An 18,575-nucleotide genomic window follows, 5' to 3' on the forward strand; every position below is an offset into this window, starting at 1 on the left:
CTTTCAGGGAAGCAAGCTACAAAGTCTGCGGAGGGGCATCTCGTGGACTCTAAACAAAGCTCATCGCCTCCGAAGCAATAGCTGGACTGGGTGAGAAGCCTACACTGTACTGTACTCAGTCAGTGTAGGAGTATGTCACTAGCAGACAGTTAAAAATCAGATCCAAAGATAGGACTTACGCAAAACTACACGCTGTAGGAGCAATTCATGTAGACGCATTCGCAAAGCGTCTCGTAAAGAAGCGGCTTCCCGCAGAGTATTACCCCCAGGGCTATTTCGTTCTAGACAGAAACCGCCCAGAACTAAAGTTCAGGGCTAATAGCTAAAGTCCGTTAAAACGGACTATAACCTTTTATTAGTCGTCTTTAGACGACTTTCGCTATTAGACTCAGAATTCATTCTGAGGCGGACTAGATGAGAATGAAATGGAAATATTCGGGTGTGTCAGTCATTTGCCTTGTGTTCAACTTCTACAATTTTACCGAAGAAGAATATCAGGAGTCAGGAGCCAGAATGGGCTAAACCTTAGCTATCCGCTAACAGAATTGAATTCTGAACGAAAAAGTGGATAGCGGAGCGGTAGCGAGTCTTCGTACTCTTACAGAGAAGCAAGCTACGCTTTTAGCGTCTCGTAAGAGAGCGTCTGAATCGTGCATCTTTTGCCCCCGACTTCTCTACGAGACGCTGCGCGAACAGTCGTGGAGGAGAAGAAAAGTATTCCTTGCTTGAAACCCCTGACTTGATTGCTGGGGTATTCTGACTCCTGGATTCTGACTTCTGACTCCTTTTCATTTTTGACTGTGCAATATGGTTGTGACGATATTTTTAACAAACTCATTCAACCTCTTGCCAGAGGTTGTTTCTGAGGCTTTGGAAGGTTTTACAAACCTTGGAAAATTCACGTTAACGGCGTAACGACATATCGGAGTAATTTAGAATAAATCCTCCTGCGGTGAAAGATAAGGCATTCATAAGTAATATTGAAGCTGTGGTTTCTACAACTTCAACATTACTAGGACTTACGCATTGAGAAGAAATACCAAATATGGATATGGTTGAAAGCCACATCTTTCGTAAGGGTTTAGCATTGCTAAACCCCTACAGCGTAGTCTATTTACGTAGTTTACCGCCGTAGGCATCATAAGGATAATTAATAAAAGCCTGAAACGACCTATTTTCGTTAATCCACATCACGGTTAATTTGTATAGTGCGTAAGTCCTAATTACTTATAACACTTTGAACGATTATAGCCACAGCTTTATCCGTGGTAACGACAACTTAATTTGTGGTAACTACAGCTTTAATTTTCTGAGCGACAGCGTTTAATGTGGTAAAAATTGACGAGTTTAGTTATATACTGCCTAGTTTATAATGGGGACTGAAGTCCCCATTATAAACTAGGACTAAAGTCCTGACTACGAGTGCCAGTTTATTGCGTAGCCACAATGGAAAGGGATAGTAATTCTTAGCAAAAACTTGTCTGCTAGCTAAGAAAATCTTTGTGGGCAGCCACAAGCATCTGTGCTTGTCTTAAAACGTTTCCGAATAAATAAATAGGAATTTGCCAAGCTGCAACGGTAACTTCTTTAACCATGTCCTGTACACTAATTGCGATTAATTCCTGTTCTGGCGGCTCTCCCTCAAGGGTACCAGACCAAGTAAAAGCTAATAAGAAATCATCCTCTCCAGGCAAAGAGCCAATCAAGCATTCTTCTTGTGTTGGCTGGCAAATAATCCCATACTCATCTGCCAGTTCTACTAGTTTTTGGAAGTTTTTTACGTTCGTCATTTGTCTTTTGAATGTAATTTAATATCAGTTTTACAACGTTGTCCAGGTCGTTATTTAAACTACTGGCACTCTGCCTCGTCCACGAGCCAATATCCCAACAATTTGCTCATAAATACTACTAAGGAGACTTAAAAAGTCTGTAGGATAGAAAGCCCAGGAAAGACTTAGCAGATAATACAAATAAATCAATAGAGACAAAAACGGATGATTTTCTTCAGATAAGTGATTAGATGCCATTGTTGCTTCTCAAATATAAAAAATGTCTAGTCAAAGTAACTAGATATTCACTATAGATTCTGAGACTTAAAGAGAAGTGCCATAAGTTTAGAGGTCAAGTAGTATACGATCGCTTAAAGAACGGCTACTACAAAACTTTCCTAAACAAACAAGATGCAAGTATCTGGTCAGAGTTAGGAATTATGGGGTTCTTATTAGAGTTAATTCAAAAATTTTACTGCGATCGCCTGACTCCATCAGCAACAATTGCTACTGTTTTACAAAAAGTTAGACTACCTACTTTTTCGGTTTACCCTATTTATTTTATATGCAACTCCTTCACGACGATTTCAACGTTGATGCTCCTGATACTGAATAGTCGCCTCGCCTATTTAGCGCAGTTTCATAAAAAAAGGGACGGGCAAAATACCCATCCCAGAAGATTCACCTTTGATAGCAAAACTTTTATTGCACTTGGATAGGGAAAGCCCCAGGTTGCACAGCTATGTTAAGATTCTGTCCATTTCGACTTAATTCCATCCGTAAATCGCTCCCGATTTGGCTATTTTCTACTGCCTTTTGGACGCTGCTGGCATCTGTGACTGATTGACCACCGACTTTTTGGATAACATCACCAGCACGTATCCCTGCTTTAGACGCAGGTGAATTTGGTAAAACTTTCACAACCAATACACCTTTATCTTCATTCACCCTCAAACCGCTATTGGGATCTGAGTTGATATTTTGTTTTAGCTGAGGCGTTAATCCTACCATCTGAATTCCCAGATAAGGATGTTGTACTTTGCCTGTAGCTATCAGTTGACTGGAAATGCGTTGTGCTGTGTTGATAGGAATCGCAAAGCCTAATCCTTGTGCGCCTTGGATAATGGCAGTATTCATGGCAATCACTTCGCCACGGGAATTTAGCAGAGGTCCGCCGGAGTTACCGGGATTAATCGCCGCGTCGGTTTGAATATACTCTACTCGCTTATCAGGAGCGCCGATTTGATTACTACTGCGTCCGGTGGCACTGATGATTCCGGTAGTTACTGTATTATCTAATCCCAGGGGATTGCCGATCGCGATCGCCCATTCTCCTGCTTGCAGTGTATCTGAGTTACCCAAGACTACTGAAGGTAAATTGTCCGCCTGAATCTTGATAACAGCGACATCGGTTAATTCATCTTTTCCTAGCACCTTACCTTGGAAGGTACGCCCATCTTTGAGTGTCACTGTCACCGTATCAGCCCCATCTACTACATGGGCGTTAGTGAGAATGCGACCATCGGCACTGATGATAAAACCGGAACCAGTACCGCGTTCTACCCTTTCTCGTGATTGTGGCACTTGCGAACCAAAAAAGCGGCGAAAAAATGGATCGTTAAATTGATCTGGAATTTGACTTCTTACCGTTCGGGAAGAGTTAATCCGTACTACTGCTGGGCCGACCTTCTGCACCACTTGTATAACAAAGTTAGAATCTGTGGCGACTGGTAATGCCGGAGCAGCATTGACTCGACTCACTGCCAAATTAGACGCACTTTCAGATACCTGCTGAGGATTTCCAGCTATATAACCGCCTGCCAATGTCATCCCTGATCCCAGCAGCACTAGCGATAGAGAGGCGGCAGCCTTTTTCCAGACTACTCTATTATAGTATTTGGTATTAGTTGTGTTATGTAAAATGCTATTTGATGGGTGTTCTCTGTCGGGAGATTCGTTTTGCATTTGCTGTCTGGAAGAATATGGTTAGATGTATTACTAATGTAGATATTATTTATAGCAGTTTTGTTGCAGAGATATTGCTTTATTGTAAAGAGTTTGGTATTTTAGCAGGGGATGAGGGCAAAACCTCGAAACAAAGCAGGTTTTTTCTAAAGTTGACACCAATGACACTTATGCCTTTCTACCGGGTTAAAAATGGCACAGGGGAAAATATTACTTAAGTCTGGCACTTTATGGACAAGTGTTAAAGAACGGACTGAATATGCTCTGCAATGCGGGGCGCTGCTGTCGATACCAACGGAATTTGAATTTGTCGAGCAGGATGGCGTGCGCTTTTTAGTACGGATTTTGTCCAACCTGAATCGCAAAAAAGCAGCTAAGGAGAAACAAGAAAAACAATCTACCGCGTCTGGTGAAGAGTTTAATCCTTTCTTGCCCTACGAAAAGGATCTATTTGTGGCGGATATCTCCGATACCCATGTATGCATCTTAAATAAATTCAATGTTGTTGATTATCACCTGTTAATCATCACCCGCGCCTTTGAAGAACAGGAAAGTTTACTCACTCTCGAAGATTTTGCATCTCTGTGGGCTTGTCTAGCTGATTTTGATGGTTTAGGTTTCTATAATAGTGGCAAAACCGCAGGTGCTAGTCAGCGACACAAGCACTTGCAATTAGTTCCATTACCACTTACACCTTCAGATCTACAGATACCTATTGAACCTCTGCTGACATCAGTACAATCTCAAAACTTGATTGCAACTTTACCAAAACTTCCTTTTGTACACGCTTTTGCACCCTTAGATCCCCATTGGATGCCATTTACAGCAGCCCAAGCAATACTGGATGTTTATCGCACTTTGCTAGATGCTCTGAGTTTGGATGCAAGGCAATCTAGCGCTTATAATCTGCTGATGACACGAGAATGGATGCTGATTGTACCGCGATCGCAAGAGCATTTCCAATCCATCTCTGTGAATTCATTAGGATTCGCTGGTACTTTGCTAGTGCAGAATGCCGCACAAATGGAGATTATCAAAGCCCAAGGACCGATGACTATCCTTAAAAATGTTGCTGTATCCGATCAGAATAAATCCTGAGGTGGTTGTTGAAACTGGTACAACATCTCAGTTAAATTGTATTTTACTTCTGCTTCTAGAAAGTGCTTTTCTTTGTTAATGTTTTGCAACTGATACAGTTCTGGTGAGCTTTGAATTATCGGCAGTTCTACTAAGTTAGGTATATTGCTACGCTTGATATATTCAACTACTTGGTCATAGTATTGCAATTCCACACAAACTTCTACCATGCAGCGATAAAGTTTATTCCATTCTTTTTTAATTTCATTGCCAGAGACAATTTCATCCCGCAGGAATTCTACAGTGTCAATGGCAGATTTAAAAATGTCGTAAGCATCTGTAAAACGTTTGGCGTCTACGTAAGCCAAACCCTGAGTGAAGGCAGTTTCTGCATGATCTTGAGGAAAAGCCTCGCGGGTGTATTCTTGCAAAGCTTTTTGGTAACAGGAGATAGCTTGTTCTAAATTTTCTGCCTTCTCTCCTTGGATGCGGTAAAAGTAAGTTAAGCCCAAGTTGTTTTTGGTTGTCGCCCATTCATAAGGAAAGCGATCGCAGGTGTAAACTTGCAAAGCTTTTTGGTAACAGGAGATAGCTTGTTCTAAATTTTCTGCCTTCTCTCCTTGGATGCGGTAAAAATAAGTTAAGCCTAAGTTGTTTTGCGTTGTCGCCCATTCATCAGGAAAGCGATCGCGGGTGTAAACTTGCAAAGTTTGTTGGTAGCAAGAGATAGCTTGTTCTAAATTTTCTACCTTCTCCCTTTGGATGCAGTCAAGGTAGGCATTGCCCAGGTTGTGCTGCATTATTGCCCATTCTTCGGGAAAGCGATCGCGGGTGAAAATAGTCAGCGCAATTTCATAACCTGTAATCGCAATTTCCAGATTATCCGCCCGGTTCCCTAAGGAACAGTCTTGCAATTGGTAGCTAAAATTGAATACATCTATAACAGTGTTTTGTGCTGATTCTGGATCTAAGTCTAATAGAGTTGCCGTTGTCCAACTGCGTAACACTTGGGCAAAGTTCATGTCTAGCTTCTCTTGGTTTGCTTCCAGCAGTGAGTGTATCACTTTGGCATCACCGTCGCTGTCTGCTGAAGCCTGGAGTAGCTGTAATAAAAAGTCAACTTGAGAGTCAAATACAGGAGCTATTTTTGCATCTCTGTTACTTTTAAACAGAGATAATTCCAGCTTCTCAGTTATCTTACGGCTAATTTTTTGTAAATAATTCCGATGCATTAGTTGTTACCCTAACTTCCAGTACTCTAGGTATCAATAGCTATATTCTTCAACTTCCAAGCCTGTAATTCCGCAAATAATCATAAATTAAGGTGTGTAAAAACTTTTTTATCACTCAAACGTAGATTTTTGAGAATGATCGTTAGGGTAATATTTAATATACTTTAATTAAAGAAAATTATCTATTGAGGCAAGCAAAGAAAACCGGGGAAGACTTTGATGTAAACTTCCAGTCGTTTGGGCTTGGTACAAGTCGGGAAACCCTTGACGCTCGATGACTCGCTACCTCTACTCTGACGCTAATACTAATGTACTAGTTCCCCCTTAATTCCCTCCCCGCAAACTCTTATGGTAGACAAAGTGTAGCTTTAGCGGGGTAGGTTTCTGATTTTTGGTAGATGCGATCGCATTGCGAGTTGCGAATGAGCAATGCTGTGCCCTTACAACAAATGTGGTTCAAATAAATAAAAACTGCTGTAAGAGCATCTGTGGTGTAAAATATTTCTAGCAAGGCATCAAAGTATCAAATCTTCCCAGTACTGCCATATCTTCTTCATCTAATTCCACCGGAGTTCCACTGCGAATTAGTTCAGAAAAATCTTCATTAGGCACCATAACAGTTAGCGTGTACAAACGTGTAGAACCTGTATTTTTGATCAAATGAGTACCAGTGGGAGGCACCAACAAACTATCTCCAGTTTTAATCCTGGCACTCTTGCCGTCACAAATGGCGATCGCTTCCCCTTTGAGGACAAAAAACATTTCTACCGCCCACTGATGGCGATTTTGCGGTGTTTGTCCACCAACATCAAAAATTTCTATGCAGCAAGTCAAGGAAGTATTAGCGTTTGTCGAATCGAAGACAATCGCTAACCGATTAGAGTCGTGGGGACTGATGCGATATACTTGGTAATCTTTGGGAGATTTGATAACCGGAATTACACAACGAGTAGCGTACATTTATTTATCTCCTCGGAAGTTACTGATGGTTATGAAAATTTATGAGATACGAGTTTTGAATGTTGAGTTGTTAGTTATAATATGTCTAGATGCAATTAATCGCGTCTCTTTTGCAGCACTGTTAAAATCGCTTGGGAGTCGGTGACAAAACCAAAGCATTGTTTGACGTTGTACAATGTCGCTAGCCAACAATATTCAGGAGAAGTTGTGGCAGTGCAGTCTTTAACTAACACGCAGTCATATCCTAAAAAGTTGGCATCACATAAAGTTGTCAGTACACATTGGTCAGCATTGACACCAGCAAAGAATATTGTCGTTGTTCCCAAATTCCGCAGGATACTATCTAAGGGTGTATCCCAAAACCCACTCATCCGGTATTTGTCCACACAAATATCTTCCGGTAGCAGTTCTAGTTCGTCTACCACTGCCGCCGCCCAACTACCTGCCATGAGTACTCTGGCATCATTGCTTGGTAGTGGATCGCCCAATCCCACACCCTCCCCTGTTGGGTTATAGACATGACGCAAACCAGCACTAATATTGAGTAAGTCGGGACGATTCCCCCAATTTAGCCAAATGACTGGAACACCAGCCTCACGCAATTCTGGAAGTAAGTTGTTCAAAGGTTCAATAGGCTGATGTGCCGGAGTTACGTCCACGCCGATATGCGCTAACCAGCCATCGGGGTGACAGAAGTCGTTTTGCATATCAATGACGAGGATAGCAGATTTTGCCAAGTCTAGGCGTAAGGTTTTAGTTTCTGTTGATAAAATAACGGGTTGTGGGGTCTTTTGAAGACGAGTGATATCTGCGATCGCATTATTCACTGTCCACGCATTTGGTGCAACTCCCAATGTCCGAAAAGGCAGATCCATAAATTACAATACCCAAGACCATTTTCTATTTTGTAACTTGAAATTTAGTTGAAAATACGATTACTTAATCAAGGTTAAATATGATAATTTTTACCATCAAAAATGTTATGATTGCTATCGGTGATGATTATGCAACAGTAGATGTACAGCTTGTGGATGGTGCGATTGCTGCCATTGCACCCAATCTAGATGTTGTCGGCACTGCCATAGATGGCAAAAATAAGCTATTGCTACCTGGCTTTTTCAACGCCCACACCCACTCTTCAGAAATGTGGCAACGCGGAATTATGTCAGTTTTCCCTTTAGAATTATGGCTAGCGGAACTTTATGATTTTGCCCCCCTCGACACTGAAAAGGTTTATCTCAGCGCTTTGGGTACGGCGGTGGAAACCCTACTTTCTGGCGGGACGAGTGTGGTAGATCATCTGGTGTTAATTCCCGGACTTGAATTGGAAACGATCGCCACTGCAACTCGTGCTTACAGAGAAGTTGGAATTCGCGCCTTTATCGCCCCCCTAATTCAAGATGAATCCCTTACCGCAGGTATGCCCTCCGGGGAATCAGCCCAAAGTCATGAACCTTATTTTCGCTCAACGGCGGCAACATTAGAAATCATCGAAGAGGCGGTGCGACAATTTCATCGCCCAGATGAAGGTGTGAGTATTTTAGTTGCACCAACAGGGATACAATTATGTACTGATGCTTTATTTAAGGGGTGTATTGAATTAAGCGATCGCTATAATCTTTGTCGTCACTCTCATTTACTTGAAACTAAAGCACAGGAAAAACTCGCTCAAGAAAAATACGGTTGTACTGCTGTTGAACATTTGAAAAGAATCGGTTTTTTAAGCGATCGCACTTCACTTGCTCATTGCGTTTGGTTAAATAATGCTGATATCGCCATCCTCGCCCAAACTCAATCTACAGTTGTTCATAATCCCTTAAGTAATCTGCGTTTAGGCAGTGGCATCGCCCCCATTTTAAAATATCGCCAAGCTGGAGTAAATGTAACTTTTGGTTGTGATGGTGCCTCTAGTAATGACTCTCAAGATTTGCTAGAAGCAATCAAAATTGGTTCTATTTTACATAATGTCACAGACTCAGATTATCAACACTGGATTACGCCCCGCCAAGCGATAGAAATGGCATCGTTGGGAGGCGCAAAAGGATTTAATCTTGCAGATAAACTCGGTTCTTTAACTGTCGGTAAACAAGCTGATTTGGTACTTTATGACCTCACTAATTTATCATTACTTCCGCGTACAGATCCTATTGGTTTATTAGTTTTAGGTCGTCCCACAAATGTTGTTGATAGTGTTTGGGTGAATGGCAAGCAAATTGTTGCTGATGGTAAAGTGACTACTATTAATGTTGATGATTTGCGGCAAGAATTATTTAACCGCAGTCAATGGGAGACAAAGCGCAAGTCTGAAACCGTCGCGCAAATTGAGGCTCATTATCGCAAGGTTATGGGGTTGTAAAAGACAAATAAATACAGAACTGCGGCAAAAAATTCGTGCTTTGGTGTTTAATATTCAGTTAAAAAAGGAGAAAATATACTTAGTAAAGTTGACTATTTTAGTGTCTAAGATTACACTAAAGCTTGAGCAATGAGTTTTTAGATATGAAATCTTACACCGACATATTCAACCACTATCATGAAAATTTTTATTGCCGTGTAGAGGAGGAATATTCTTGGTATAAACAACCTGGCAATTTAAGAGATGCTGTCGAAAGAGCTTTTCTTAGTATAAACGAAAAGGGAGAAGTTGAAGATCATCAATCCCGTTATGGTATTCCCAAGTATTTACCTTTAGCGGCTGAGATTGCCTTAGAACATTTTGATACTGAGCGTATTACTGGTTTTGACAATTTTAAAACTATTCATCAATTTGTTCACTCTGTTAGAAAGGAAGTCAAAGGCTTTGGTGAATTAGCTACTTATGATGTGGCAATGCGTATTGCTCACTATCTAGGTTGTGGAGAACTTCAGGAAGTCTATCTTCATGCAGGTGTTAAGACTGGATTTCACGCTCTAGGTTTGAAGGCAAAAAATAGACGTATCATACCTGTAGAAGAATTTCCTGTACCCTTTAACCAATTAAGCGAAGATCATCTAGAAAATTTACTTTGCCTCTACAAAGGAATGTTAGATGGTTCTTCTGTCGAGTTCCCTAAAACTTGTATTCGCCCAAAAACAAATTCGTCTTGCATCAACAAAAAGGGCTAGTCATGGGGTTGTAAAATACAAAGAAATACGGTTTAACCTCCTATACAAAGACTGCTCGGCTGTAATCTGGGTTTACAATAATGGCAGGAGTCTACTAACTTAAATTGGGAAATTGCCTGTATGTCTCACCCCAAACTCAATGGCGAAGAAATTACCCGACGTGGCAAAGAACTCTATGAGAAGAGTATCCGCCTTCAAGTGGAGACAGCAGAGAATATTGGTAAAATTATCTCAATTAATGTTGAGACGGGTGAATATGAAATCGGTAATGATTTAGTAGTAATTAGTCGCCGATTACAATCTAAACAGGCTGATGCAGCAATTTGGGCAGAACGAATCGGATTTAATGCAGTCTATGCTGTTGGTGGTAGATTGATCAGGACAGTATAGAGATATTAGACCTCTTGCAAAAATAGATTTTTTTGAATTGAACTACAGATAAACACCAATATTTCTCTGTGCTTAAAAACTTGGCGTTGCATAAATGCGGGATGATTTTATGGATTTTCCTTTGCGTCTTTGCGCCTTTGCGCGAGACATTCATCCCTAGATTCAGCAACGCCAAAAATTCTTAATTCTAATTTTTGCAAGAAATCAATTTACCCCACAACAGCCGGACTTGCCACATTTTCCTGTCTTTGAGAAGGCGGACGCATTCCCAAACCAAGTAAATTCAACATCTCCCGATCGCTATCATAATCTGGACAGGGAGTTGTCACCGTCAACATTTTGTTATCGTCGCTAGAAAAGATCGAATTGGCTCCTGCCATAAAGCAGAAAGCTTGCTCAACTTGAGAAAGTCTCGCTCTACCGGCACTAAGACGCACATCGGCAGCTGGCATTAAAATCCTGGCTGTGGCAATCATCCGCACAACATCCCAAATGGGGACATCCGGCTGATTTTCTAAGGGTGTACCCGGTACTTGTGAGAGAATATTAATCGGCACGGATTCTGGATGTGGATGTAAGTTTGCCAGAGTTTGTAACATACCCACACGGTCTTCGACAGTTTCGCCCAAACCCAGGATACCGCCGGAACATACAGTAACATTTGTCTGACGGACATTTTCAATTGTGTTTAAGCGATCGCTATAAGTCCTGGTGGTAATAATTGTGCTGTAATATTCCTGCGAGGTATCTAAGTTATGGTTGTAGGCGTAAAGTCCCGCTTCTGCCAACTTCCTAGCTTGATTTGCCGTCAACATACCCAGAGTACAGCACACTTCTAAACCCATTGCGGTTACATCCTTGACCATTTCCAGGACTTCCTCAAATTGTGAGTTATCCCGCACCTCCCGCCAAGCAGCACCCATGCAGATGCGACTAACGCCAGTTTCTTTAGCTTTTTGGGCGATGCCAATTACGGTTTCTTTTTCTAGGAGTGCTTGCGCCTTTACCTCTGTTTGATAGCGCGAAGATTGGGCACAGTAGCTACAATCTTCTGGACAACCTCCCGTTTTAATCGATATAAGCTTACAAACTTGTATTTTTGTTGGGTCATGATATTGGCGATGCACACTAGCAGCTTGATAAATAAGCTCTAGCAATGGCGTGTTGTATATCGCCCGAATCTCTAATTCCTGCCAATCGTAGCGTATTCCCACCACATCACTATCCTTACGGCTGATTCTGCTAATTGGAACATCATAATACAACAAAGTTGAATACTGTTAAACCGCAAGTATGAGAGAATTTACACAATCTAGAGAAGATATCCCGTCGATTAAGTCCTGTTATGATATCAGAACTGCCATTAATTACAAGCGATCGCTTATTATTACGAGTAGCGATCCATGAAGATATACCTCAAATTATCAAATACTTCATTAATAATAAAACTTATCTCACTCCATTCTACCCTTTTTGGGCTGATGGTTTTTTTACTGAAGAATATTGGCAGTATCAGATAGAGAATAATTTTCTGGAATTTATCAATGGCCAATCGTTAAAGCTATTTATTTTTACAAAAAAAAATCCCACCGTCATTATTGGAACTGTCAATTTTAGTAACTTTGTCCGAGGAGCGGCTCATTTTTGCTATGTCGGATATAGTCTTGCTGAAAAGAAACAAGGTAAAGGATATATGACAGAAGGGCTAAAAGCAGCAACTCAATATCTATTTCAAGAGTTAAATTTTCACCGGATTATGGCTAATTATATGCCTCACAATCGGCGCAGTGGTAATGTACTTAAAAAACTAGATTTTGTCATTGAAGGATATGCTAGAGACTATTTGTTAATTAACGGGCAATGGGAAGATCATATTCTCACAAGTCTTATAAATCCTAATTGGCAACCACCTAAATTTTAAAATAATTTATAGACGATCAATAGCGCAGCGTCATTACGAACTTGTACTGAGCGCAGCCGAAGTATTACGAATTCTGACGAATTTGTTCCAAACTTCGGTTGAGCCAGTCTTCATACCAATCATAAAAAGTTAAAGGCTGTTCATCATCGCTATTGGGATTAAAATCATTAGGATCAACGTCATGGAAAGCATGACAAAAACTCAAAGAAGCAGGATATATTCCATTATCATTAGTACGGTCATCTATCCAAATGTTTCCTGATTGTTCCCCAGTAACGATTAACATTGCATAAATGCCGCAACCATAATTTGTAATGCTTAGAGTGCCATGAATTAATTTATCGTCAAAGTAAGCATCATTGTTGACAATTAAATCCAAATCATTCCATGCTTCTTTTAAAAGAAATGGTTTACAGAGAATTTCGTAATTCTCTCGGTATGGCTTTTCTGGAGTGACATCTTCGGATTCAATTCCCGCCAGTCCGCATAAGCCGTATCCGGGTCCTGCACCACCGTTACCAACTTCTAAGAGAAAGTTTCGATATTCACTTGGTAGTATAATACTATATCTGGATTCAAACACTTGAATATCTTTGTTACTCAAGCAAGGTTTAAATTGATACTGGTGTAATTCTGAACCAAAAACCTCAAATGTAGCGTCTAAAATAGCCAATTGAGTCAACTTTTTCTTTAATTGCAAAATTTTATTCATTATCCGCTCCAGATTTTAATGGTGGCGCTACCATATTTGGGATATGGGTCGCTTTTTGCGTCTATGCTGATGCCGAAGCCAGAGGTAGTATTAAGGGAAGAATGAATTAAGCTTTGCTCGTAATGACTCTGGCTGAAACTCCAAACAACAAAAATTCTAGCAATCCTTTTCTCACCGTCAACTACGAAAGCGCCTTAGAATCTCTAGGCGATGACTACTACGATGAGGTTGCGGCGGCAGAATTTCCCCAACACCTCTTGCGTTGGCGTAACGATGAACTATTACCCCGTTTCGGTCTAGACCCCCAAGTAGTCAAAGACGAAGATTTTATCGCAGCTTTTGGTAAATTTCAGGGGCGCAAACCCTTGTTGGCGCTGCGTTACCACGGCTATCAATTTGGGGAATATAACGGGCAGTTGGGTGATGGTAGAGGCTTTCTCTACGGGCAAATACGTGCTAATGATGGCGAATTGTACGATTTTGGCACGAAAGGCTCTGGGAGAACGCCCTACTCCCGTGGTGGCGATGGTATGCTCACGCTCAAAGGTGGAATGCGGGAAGTTCTGGCTGCGGAAGCACTGCACTATTTGGGTGTAAGGACTTCGCGCTGTCTGAGCATGATTGAAACAGGTGTACCACTCTGGCGGGGCGATGAACCTTCGCCTACCCGTTCATCTGTGATGGTGAGGATGAGCAGTTCTCATATTCGGTTTGGCACTTTTGAGCGACTGCACTATTTTCAGCGTCCAGATTTAACTCAGAAGTTATTAGACCATGTAATTGAGCAGTATTATCAACACTTAAGTACTGAAGAAGAGAAATATGCTCTGTTTTACGCCGAATTAGTTAAACGGGTTGCAGAACTAGCAGCGCAGTGGATGGCGGCTGGCTTTTGTCATGGAGTTCTTAATACTGATAACATGTCGATTACGGGAGAGAGTTTTGATTATGGCCCTTTCGCATTTATCCCTAATTATAACCCCTACTTTATAGCTGCATATTTTGACTATTCTGGACGCTACTGTTACGGTAATCAACCAATTATTTGCCAGTTGAATTTAGAAATGCTCCAGGAACCTTTGAAGGCGATTATAGATAAAGCCGAAATGGAGTCTGGATTAGCTAGGTTTGGTGAATATTATGAAGCTGAATACAGTTCTTTGATGTTGAAAAAGTTGGGTTTTGGGGAGTTGGCACATCCAGAAGCTGGGGAACTGTTGAATCTAACGATTGAATTTTTGAAAGTGAGCCAAGTTGGTTATCACCAATTCTTTTATGAGATGGCTCGCACTTTTTCATCTAAATGGCGAGATGAACCAGGTTTTGTAATGAATGGTTCCGATATTGTACCAGTACCGGGTGCATCAGGAATTTTTGATGATTGGTGTATACTATACCATAAAATTTTGAATGATTTGGAGTGCGATGTCTACGACGGGCTACGCCTACGCATTGATGTAATTGCCCAAACTCTAGCTGTTCATAATCCGCAAACGGCATTATTAAGACCTGTGATTGAATCTATTTGGGAAGCAATTGCTCAGGAAGATAATTGGCAACCTTTTTATGAGTTAATCAAGGCAATTCAGTCGAGGAGATAGTTAGCATGGGGCAAGGCTTGTACCGAAAATCATTTTTTTCCTTTGCCCCTCTGCTTTATTGTCAATATTTAGATGGCTTTGCCCTGCGTTTCCATAAGAAAATGGGGTATGAGTAGCACTCGCATAGAAAACCGGGTTAACAGATATTTGACGACATCCCCCAAAAAAGCATTAAGAAAGTCTAGCGCTTTTACCGAGGTAAGAAAAATTACTGCATTTTAAGCTAGAGGAATGTCTTCATCAGGGAAAACACTAAATGAAAGCTATCAAATCAATTTTGATTTGTGCAATTACATCTTTAACAATTCAATCGGTAGCACAAGCCCAATCTACGCCTGAATTCTGTAAAATTCACGCTGGCAATGTCAATCGTTACGTTTCACGATATGACATTTTTAACCATACGGCTCCTACTATTTATCGACCATTTATTTCCAACAATCAAGCCTATAAAATAAATCAGCAATTGGCAGCTAAACCGTTGTTCTACACTGCTCTTTCTAATGGTAATATAGTTGCTGCATTTCAATTAAAGGGTAAGTACGGAAATGATTTAATTCCTGATAGAGATGTAGTTACTCAACACATTATTCTTAATTCAACTAGTTCTTATTCGGAAATTTTAGGATTTTGCGTAAATGGTACATTTGCAGCTTCACCAAAAACAATAACACTCGATCTTTATAAATTACCTTTGGACACTCAATCAGCATTGCAAGAAGCTAAACTTGGCATTTCAAGAGAGCGAGTTAGCAATATGTTTAGATAGCCATTGGTAACACTCTAATAATAGATTCTAGTTCGGTTTCGGGTTGGGTAGTCATAGTAATGCGTTAATAAACTTCATCGTGGCTACCAATATCGACTAAAACAATCGTTTCATCTTGTATTAAAAATACGCAAATAATTCGATATTCATAGGTTAAGCTGCATGAATGAAATTCGCTAAGTTCGCCTTTTAATTTATGCGTTTTTAGTGATGTGTCAAATGGGTTAGTTTTTAGCTTTTCTAAGACTTCTCCATATTTATCAATTAAATGAGGGCGTTTTTTAAAGAATTTTCGTTCTTTACGGTTATAGTCATCATCTTTAACTAATTTCATGTTTTAAGTCTTGAATGTATGTTTTCACATCACCAATCTCACTAAAACTTGATAAATCGCCCTGCTTAATTTTCTGCAAGGTATTCATACATAGATTTTTATCTATTTTTAAGTCTTCGGACTCACTAGATTGTTTTTCCATCTCACTGTTAATCCCAAGCCGAAAATAGTGAATTAGTTCGTATAGTGCCTGTAGTTTTGATTCGGGAATATATTGCAATTCCTTAATGATGTCATCTTGAATCATGATGAGTACCTAGTTATTTGATAATTCGGTTTTCTGTTCCTATGATACTTGTACTCCAAAGAAGTGAGATTCCCTACTCTCCTTTCTGCCTAACTAAATTGTTGAGCATAAAACCGTGCATAGCGACGCTCTAAAGCTAATAATTCTTCATGGGTTCCCGATTCGACAATTTGTCCTTGTTCGAGAACTAAAATCCGATCGCACCGTCTAACGGTTGATAAACGGTGAGCAATAATAAACACTGTCCGTTTTTCCATCAATCTTTCCAGCGCTTCCTGTACCAGTGCTTCCGACTCGGAATCTAATGCTGATGTCGCCTCATCCAGAATCAAGATTTGGGGATTGAGCAGAACAGCACGAGCGATCGCAATTCTTTGTCTTTGTCCTCCAGATAAGTTTACCCCACGCTCACCCACCCAAGTCTGATAACCATCTGGCAGTTGGCTGATAAATTGATGGGCATTAGCAATTTTTGCCGCCTCTTTAACTGCTTCCATGTCAAAAACATCTTGTCCAAAAGCGATATTTTGGGCAATTGTCCCCGAAAACATGATGGTTTCTTGGGGAACAATCCCAATTTGTCGCCGCAGACTATGCAGTTTGACATCTCGAATATCAACACCGTCAATAAAGATTTGCCCAACTTCGGGGTCGTAAAAACGCGGGAGGAGATTCACAAATGTGGTTTTACCAGCACCAGAAGCACCCACAAGAGCGATCGCTTCACCTGGCGATACGAATAAACTGATATCTTTTAATACGGGTTCACCTGGTTTATAAGCGAAGGAAATATGACGATATTCTACTTTGCCTTTGACTGGAGGTAGAGCGATCGCATTGATCTTTTCGATCACCGTCGGCTGAATTGCCATCAATTCAAAAACGCGATCAACAGATGCTTCACCCTGCTTAAATTCGTTGTAATTATTCGTGGTGTGACCAATGGGGTCAATTAACAGCGCCGCCGCCGCTAAATAGCTGAAGAAATCCGCCACTGTTAAGTTATCTTGGGAAATTTGCCATGCTCCCACAATCAGTAACGATAACGCACTTAAGGCTTCCAGAAATCCGATGATCGGAATTTGAATCGCTTTGAGGCGTTCGGCTGAGTATTTTGCTTTCAGACTGCGTTCTGCTTCATAGCCAAAGCGGGCAATTTCGTAATTTTCGGCAGCAAAAGCCTGTACCAAACGAATACCGTTGAAAACTTCTGAGAGGATAGCCGATAAACCCGACACCCGATTTTGACTTTTTAAGGAATACTTGCGTAACCGTTCACCAAACCAGCCGACTAAAATACCCATCAAGGGTGCAACAATCACCGTTGCTAATGTCAGCTGCCAATTCAGGTAAATCATGTAAATTGGAATTGCCACCAACTGCAAAATGCAGGGAATAAAGTCGTGAAATCCTTTATTTACGACTTCGCCAACCCGGTCAACATCTTCTGTGAGGCGGTAAGATAAATCCCCGGCTTTGGCCGTTTCAAAATAGCTGAGATTCAGCTTTTGAAGATGGGCGTAGACTTGCTGGCGGAGATGAAAAGCAACTCTCAAAGCAGCTTTTGCCATGTACATATCTTGTATAGACTGAAACAAGCCTCTGACAAGAAAGACTAAGGCACAGCTACCAGTTATTTGAGCGATCGCTACTACATTACCTTGTGCAAAGGGAGTTGCCAATTTCCCGGCGAGATTTATCAGCACTAATGTTGCCAGCACGTATCCTAAAATGCCAACAAGTCCCTTGGTGATGGTTTTCCACTGGAGTCGGATGTAAGGCAGCAGTAGCCAGTAATTAGAACGGGTTTTCAAGCTCGAAAGTCCACAACGATATCTTCCTTTGTTTGACGCTATCAGCTTTTAGAGAGTTTCTGAACACTTAACTGATACTAACGTCGGAGTTTGATTTTACTTCCCAGCGAAGTAGCCTTGGTAGTTGAGATATATCTAAGGCATAGTTCACCATCCACAACACCAGTTCAAAAATCAATAAATATCTTACCCACAACAACTCGGTTTTAGAACCCAAAAGTGTCAAACCTTCATACAACTGCCAGAAGCGGTAAGGCAGGTATATGTAAGGAACCATCACCCAGACTACATTTTGTAACTGCCTGAGTGTAACTATCTCCGAGAGGATTTGCAACCCTAATACTATAAAATACCAGCCAAGCACAGTTAACACAGTGCGTTCGCCCCACCATACACCCCATAACAGCATAACTACTAATGGCAGCAGTGCTCCTAGCAATTGCACTGATAGAAACCAGACTTTATACCAAGCAGGTAATGGTAAAGGCAGAGTATAGGGCTTTGTGTCTTTCCACCCCCTGTTTACAACCACAATAAAAAATGTGGCAATTACGAAAAAGACAAGGTTTTCTAGAAACAGATAAAGGTTGATGTTGAAGGAAGTCATTCTTGTTAAGTAGGATTTTTGGTATTTAACTAACTCAATGTTATTTTTACTTCTATAGTAAGATGCCAATAA

At 40.9% G+C, this 18,575-nt stretch carries 19 protein-coding genes; 7 read left to right on the forward strand and 12 right to left on the reverse strand.

Going from position 1 to position 18,575, the window contains the following annotated elements; translation table 11 throughout:
• Window positions 1-1,484: 1,484 nt before the first annotated feature.
• The 3 genes from ACEW80_RS07070 to ACEW80_RS07080 form a co-directional block, all read right to left on the reverse strand.
• Window positions 1,485-1,790, reverse strand: a complete 306-nt coding sequence (locus ACEW80_RS07070; protein WP_196515620.1) for a hypothetical protein — start codon at window positions 1,788-1,790, stop codon at window positions 1,485-1,487.
• 54 nt (window positions 1,791-1,844) lie between these two features.
• Window positions 1,845-2,027, reverse strand: a complete 183-nt coding sequence (locus ACEW80_RS07075) for a hypothetical protein (RefSeq protein WP_373525918.1) — start codon at window positions 2,025-2,027, stop codon at window positions 1,845-1,847.
• A 444-nt stretch (window positions 2,028-2,471) separates the two neighbouring features.
• Entirely contained in the window at window positions 2,472-3,734 is a 1,263-nt protein-coding gene (locus ACEW80_RS07080) for an HhoA/HhoB/HtrA family serine endopeptidase (RefSeq protein WP_373525919.1), read from the reverse strand.
• Window positions 3,735-3,926: 192 nt separating this feature from the next.
• On the opposite strand from ACEW80_RS07080, the gene ACEW80_RS07085 reads away from it, so the two are divergent.
• Entirely contained in the window at window positions 3,927-4,832 is a 906-nt protein-coding gene (locus tag ACEW80_RS07085; protein ID WP_373525920.1) for a phosphorylase, read from the forward strand.
• Here ACEW80_RS07085 and ACEW80_RS07090 read toward each other — a convergent pair.
• From ACEW80_RS07090 to ACEW80_RS07100, 3 genes are all read right to left on the reverse strand, one after another.
• Window positions 4,817-6,043, reverse strand: coding sequence for a tetratricopeptide repeat protein (locus ACEW80_RS07090; RefSeq protein WP_373525921.1), 1,227 nt, complete (start codon window positions 6,041-6,043; stop codon window positions 4,817-4,819). The two genes, ACEW80_RS07085 and ACEW80_RS07090, sit on opposite strands and share 16 nt — an antisense overlap.
• Window positions 6,044-6,547: 504 nt before the next feature.
• Window positions 6,548-7,003: a cupin domain-containing protein gene (locus tag ACEW80_RS07095; protein ID WP_373525922.1), complete on the reverse strand. Its 456-nt coding sequence runs from the start codon at window positions 7,001-7,003 to the stop codon at window positions 6,548-6,550.
• Between the two features lie 95 nt (window positions 7,004-7,098).
• Window positions 7,099-7,878, reverse strand: a complete 780-nt coding sequence (locus ACEW80_RS07100; protein WP_373525923.1) for a cysteine hydrolase family protein — start codon at window positions 7,876-7,878, stop codon at window positions 7,099-7,101.
• Between the two features lie 83 nt (window positions 7,879-7,961).
• Between ACEW80_RS07100 and ACEW80_RS07105 the strand changes: the two genes are divergently transcribed.
• The 3 genes from ACEW80_RS07105 to ACEW80_RS07115 all read left to right on the forward strand — a co-directional run bounded on the left by ACEW80_RS07105 (window position 7,962) and on the right by ACEW80_RS07115 (window position 10,498).
• Entirely contained in the window at window positions 7,962-9,359 is a 1,398-nt protein-coding gene (locus ACEW80_RS07105) for an amidohydrolase (RefSeq protein WP_373525960.1), read from the forward strand.
• A 143-nt stretch (window positions 9,360-9,502) separates the two neighbouring features.
• Complete coding sequence (locus tag ACEW80_RS07110) at window positions 9,503-10,108, forward strand: hypothetical protein (protein WP_373525924.1); 606 nt, start codon at window positions 9,503-9,505, stop codon at window positions 10,106-10,108.
• Window positions 10,109-10,228: 120 nt separating this feature from the next.
• The gene (locus ACEW80_RS07115) at window positions 10,229-10,498 is read left to right on the forward strand and encodes a hypothetical protein (RefSeq protein ID WP_373525925.1); all 270 of its coding nucleotides are present in this window, start codon (window positions 10,229-10,231) and stop codon (window positions 10,496-10,498) included.
• 209 nt (window positions 10,499-10,707) lie between these two features.
• Here the strand turns inward: ACEW80_RS07115 and bioB are convergent, their stop codons facing one another.
• Window positions 10,708-11,715 (reverse strand): biotin synthase BioB, encoded by a 1,008-nt coding sequence (gene bioB / locus ACEW80_RS07120; protein ID WP_373525961.1) that lies wholly within the window; start codon window positions 11,713-11,715, stop codon window positions 10,708-10,710.
• A 128-nt stretch (window positions 11,716-11,843) separates the two neighbouring features.
• Here bioB and ACEW80_RS07125 point away from each other — a divergent pair, with 128 nt between their 5' ends.
• On the forward strand, window positions 11,844-12,419 hold the full coding sequence (locus ACEW80_RS07125) for a GNAT family N-acetyltransferase (protein ID WP_373525926.1): 576 nt from the start codon (window positions 11,844-11,846) through the stop codon (window positions 12,417-12,419).
• A gap of 64 nt (window positions 12,420-12,483) precedes the next feature.
• On the opposite strand, the gene ACEW80_RS07130 is transcribed toward ACEW80_RS07125, so the two are convergent.
• Window positions 12,484-13,131 carry an SMI1/KNR4 family protein gene (locus ACEW80_RS07130; RefSeq protein ID WP_373525927.1) on the reverse strand — a complete coding sequence of 216 codons (648 nt, stop codon included), beginning with the start codon at window positions 13,129-13,131 and terminating at the stop codon, window positions 12,484-12,486.
• Window positions 13,132-13,253: 122 nt separating this feature from the next.
• Here ACEW80_RS07130 and ACEW80_RS07135 point away from each other — a divergent pair, with 122 nt between their 5' ends.
• Both ACEW80_RS07135 and ACEW80_RS07140 read left to right on the forward strand, forming a co-directional pair.
• Window positions 13,254-14,732, forward strand: coding sequence for a YdiU family protein (locus ACEW80_RS07135; RefSeq protein ID WP_373525928.1), 1,479 nt, complete (start codon window positions 13,254-13,256; stop codon window positions 14,730-14,732).
• Window positions 14,733-14,988: 256 nt separating this feature from the next.
• On the forward strand, window positions 14,989-15,501 hold the full coding sequence (locus ACEW80_RS07140; RefSeq protein WP_373525929.1) for a hypothetical protein: 513 nt from the start codon (window positions 14,989-14,991) through the stop codon (window positions 15,499-15,501).
• Window positions 15,502-15,565: 64 nt separating this feature from the next.
• On the opposite strand, the gene ACEW80_RS07145 is transcribed toward ACEW80_RS07140, so the two are convergent.
• The 4 genes from ACEW80_RS07145 to ACEW80_RS07160 all read right to left on the reverse strand — a co-directional run bounded on the left by ACEW80_RS07145 (window position 15,566) and on the right by ACEW80_RS07160 (window position 18,503).
• Window positions 15,566-15,835, reverse strand: a complete 270-nt coding sequence (locus ACEW80_RS07145; protein ID WP_292748256.1) for a type II toxin-antitoxin system mRNA interferase toxin, RelE/StbE family — start codon at window positions 15,833-15,835, stop codon at window positions 15,566-15,568.
• Window positions 15,822-16,082, reverse strand: coding sequence for a hypothetical protein (locus ACEW80_RS07150; protein ID WP_373525930.1), 261 nt, complete (start codon window positions 16,080-16,082; stop codon window positions 15,822-15,824). Before ACEW80_RS07150 ends, ACEW80_RS07145 begins: the two co-directional genes overlap by 14 nt.
• 89 nt (window positions 16,083-16,171) lie before the next feature.
• Window positions 16,172-17,896, reverse strand: a complete 1,725-nt coding sequence (locus ACEW80_RS07155) for an ABC transporter ATP-binding protein (protein ID WP_373525931.1) — start codon at window positions 17,894-17,896, stop codon at window positions 16,172-16,174.
• Window positions 17,897-17,963: 67 nt separating this feature from the next.
• The gene (locus ACEW80_RS07160; protein WP_373525932.1) at window positions 17,964-18,503 is read right to left on the reverse strand and encodes a hypothetical protein; all 540 of its coding nucleotides are present in this window, start codon (window positions 18,501-18,503) and stop codon (window positions 17,964-17,966) included.
• Window positions 18,504-18,575 lie beyond the last annotated feature (72 nt).

It is taken from the genome of Nostoc sp. (assembly GCF_041747015.1).
GTDB lineage: Bacteria > Cyanobacteriota > Cyanobacteriia > Cyanobacteriales > Nostocaceae > Nostoc.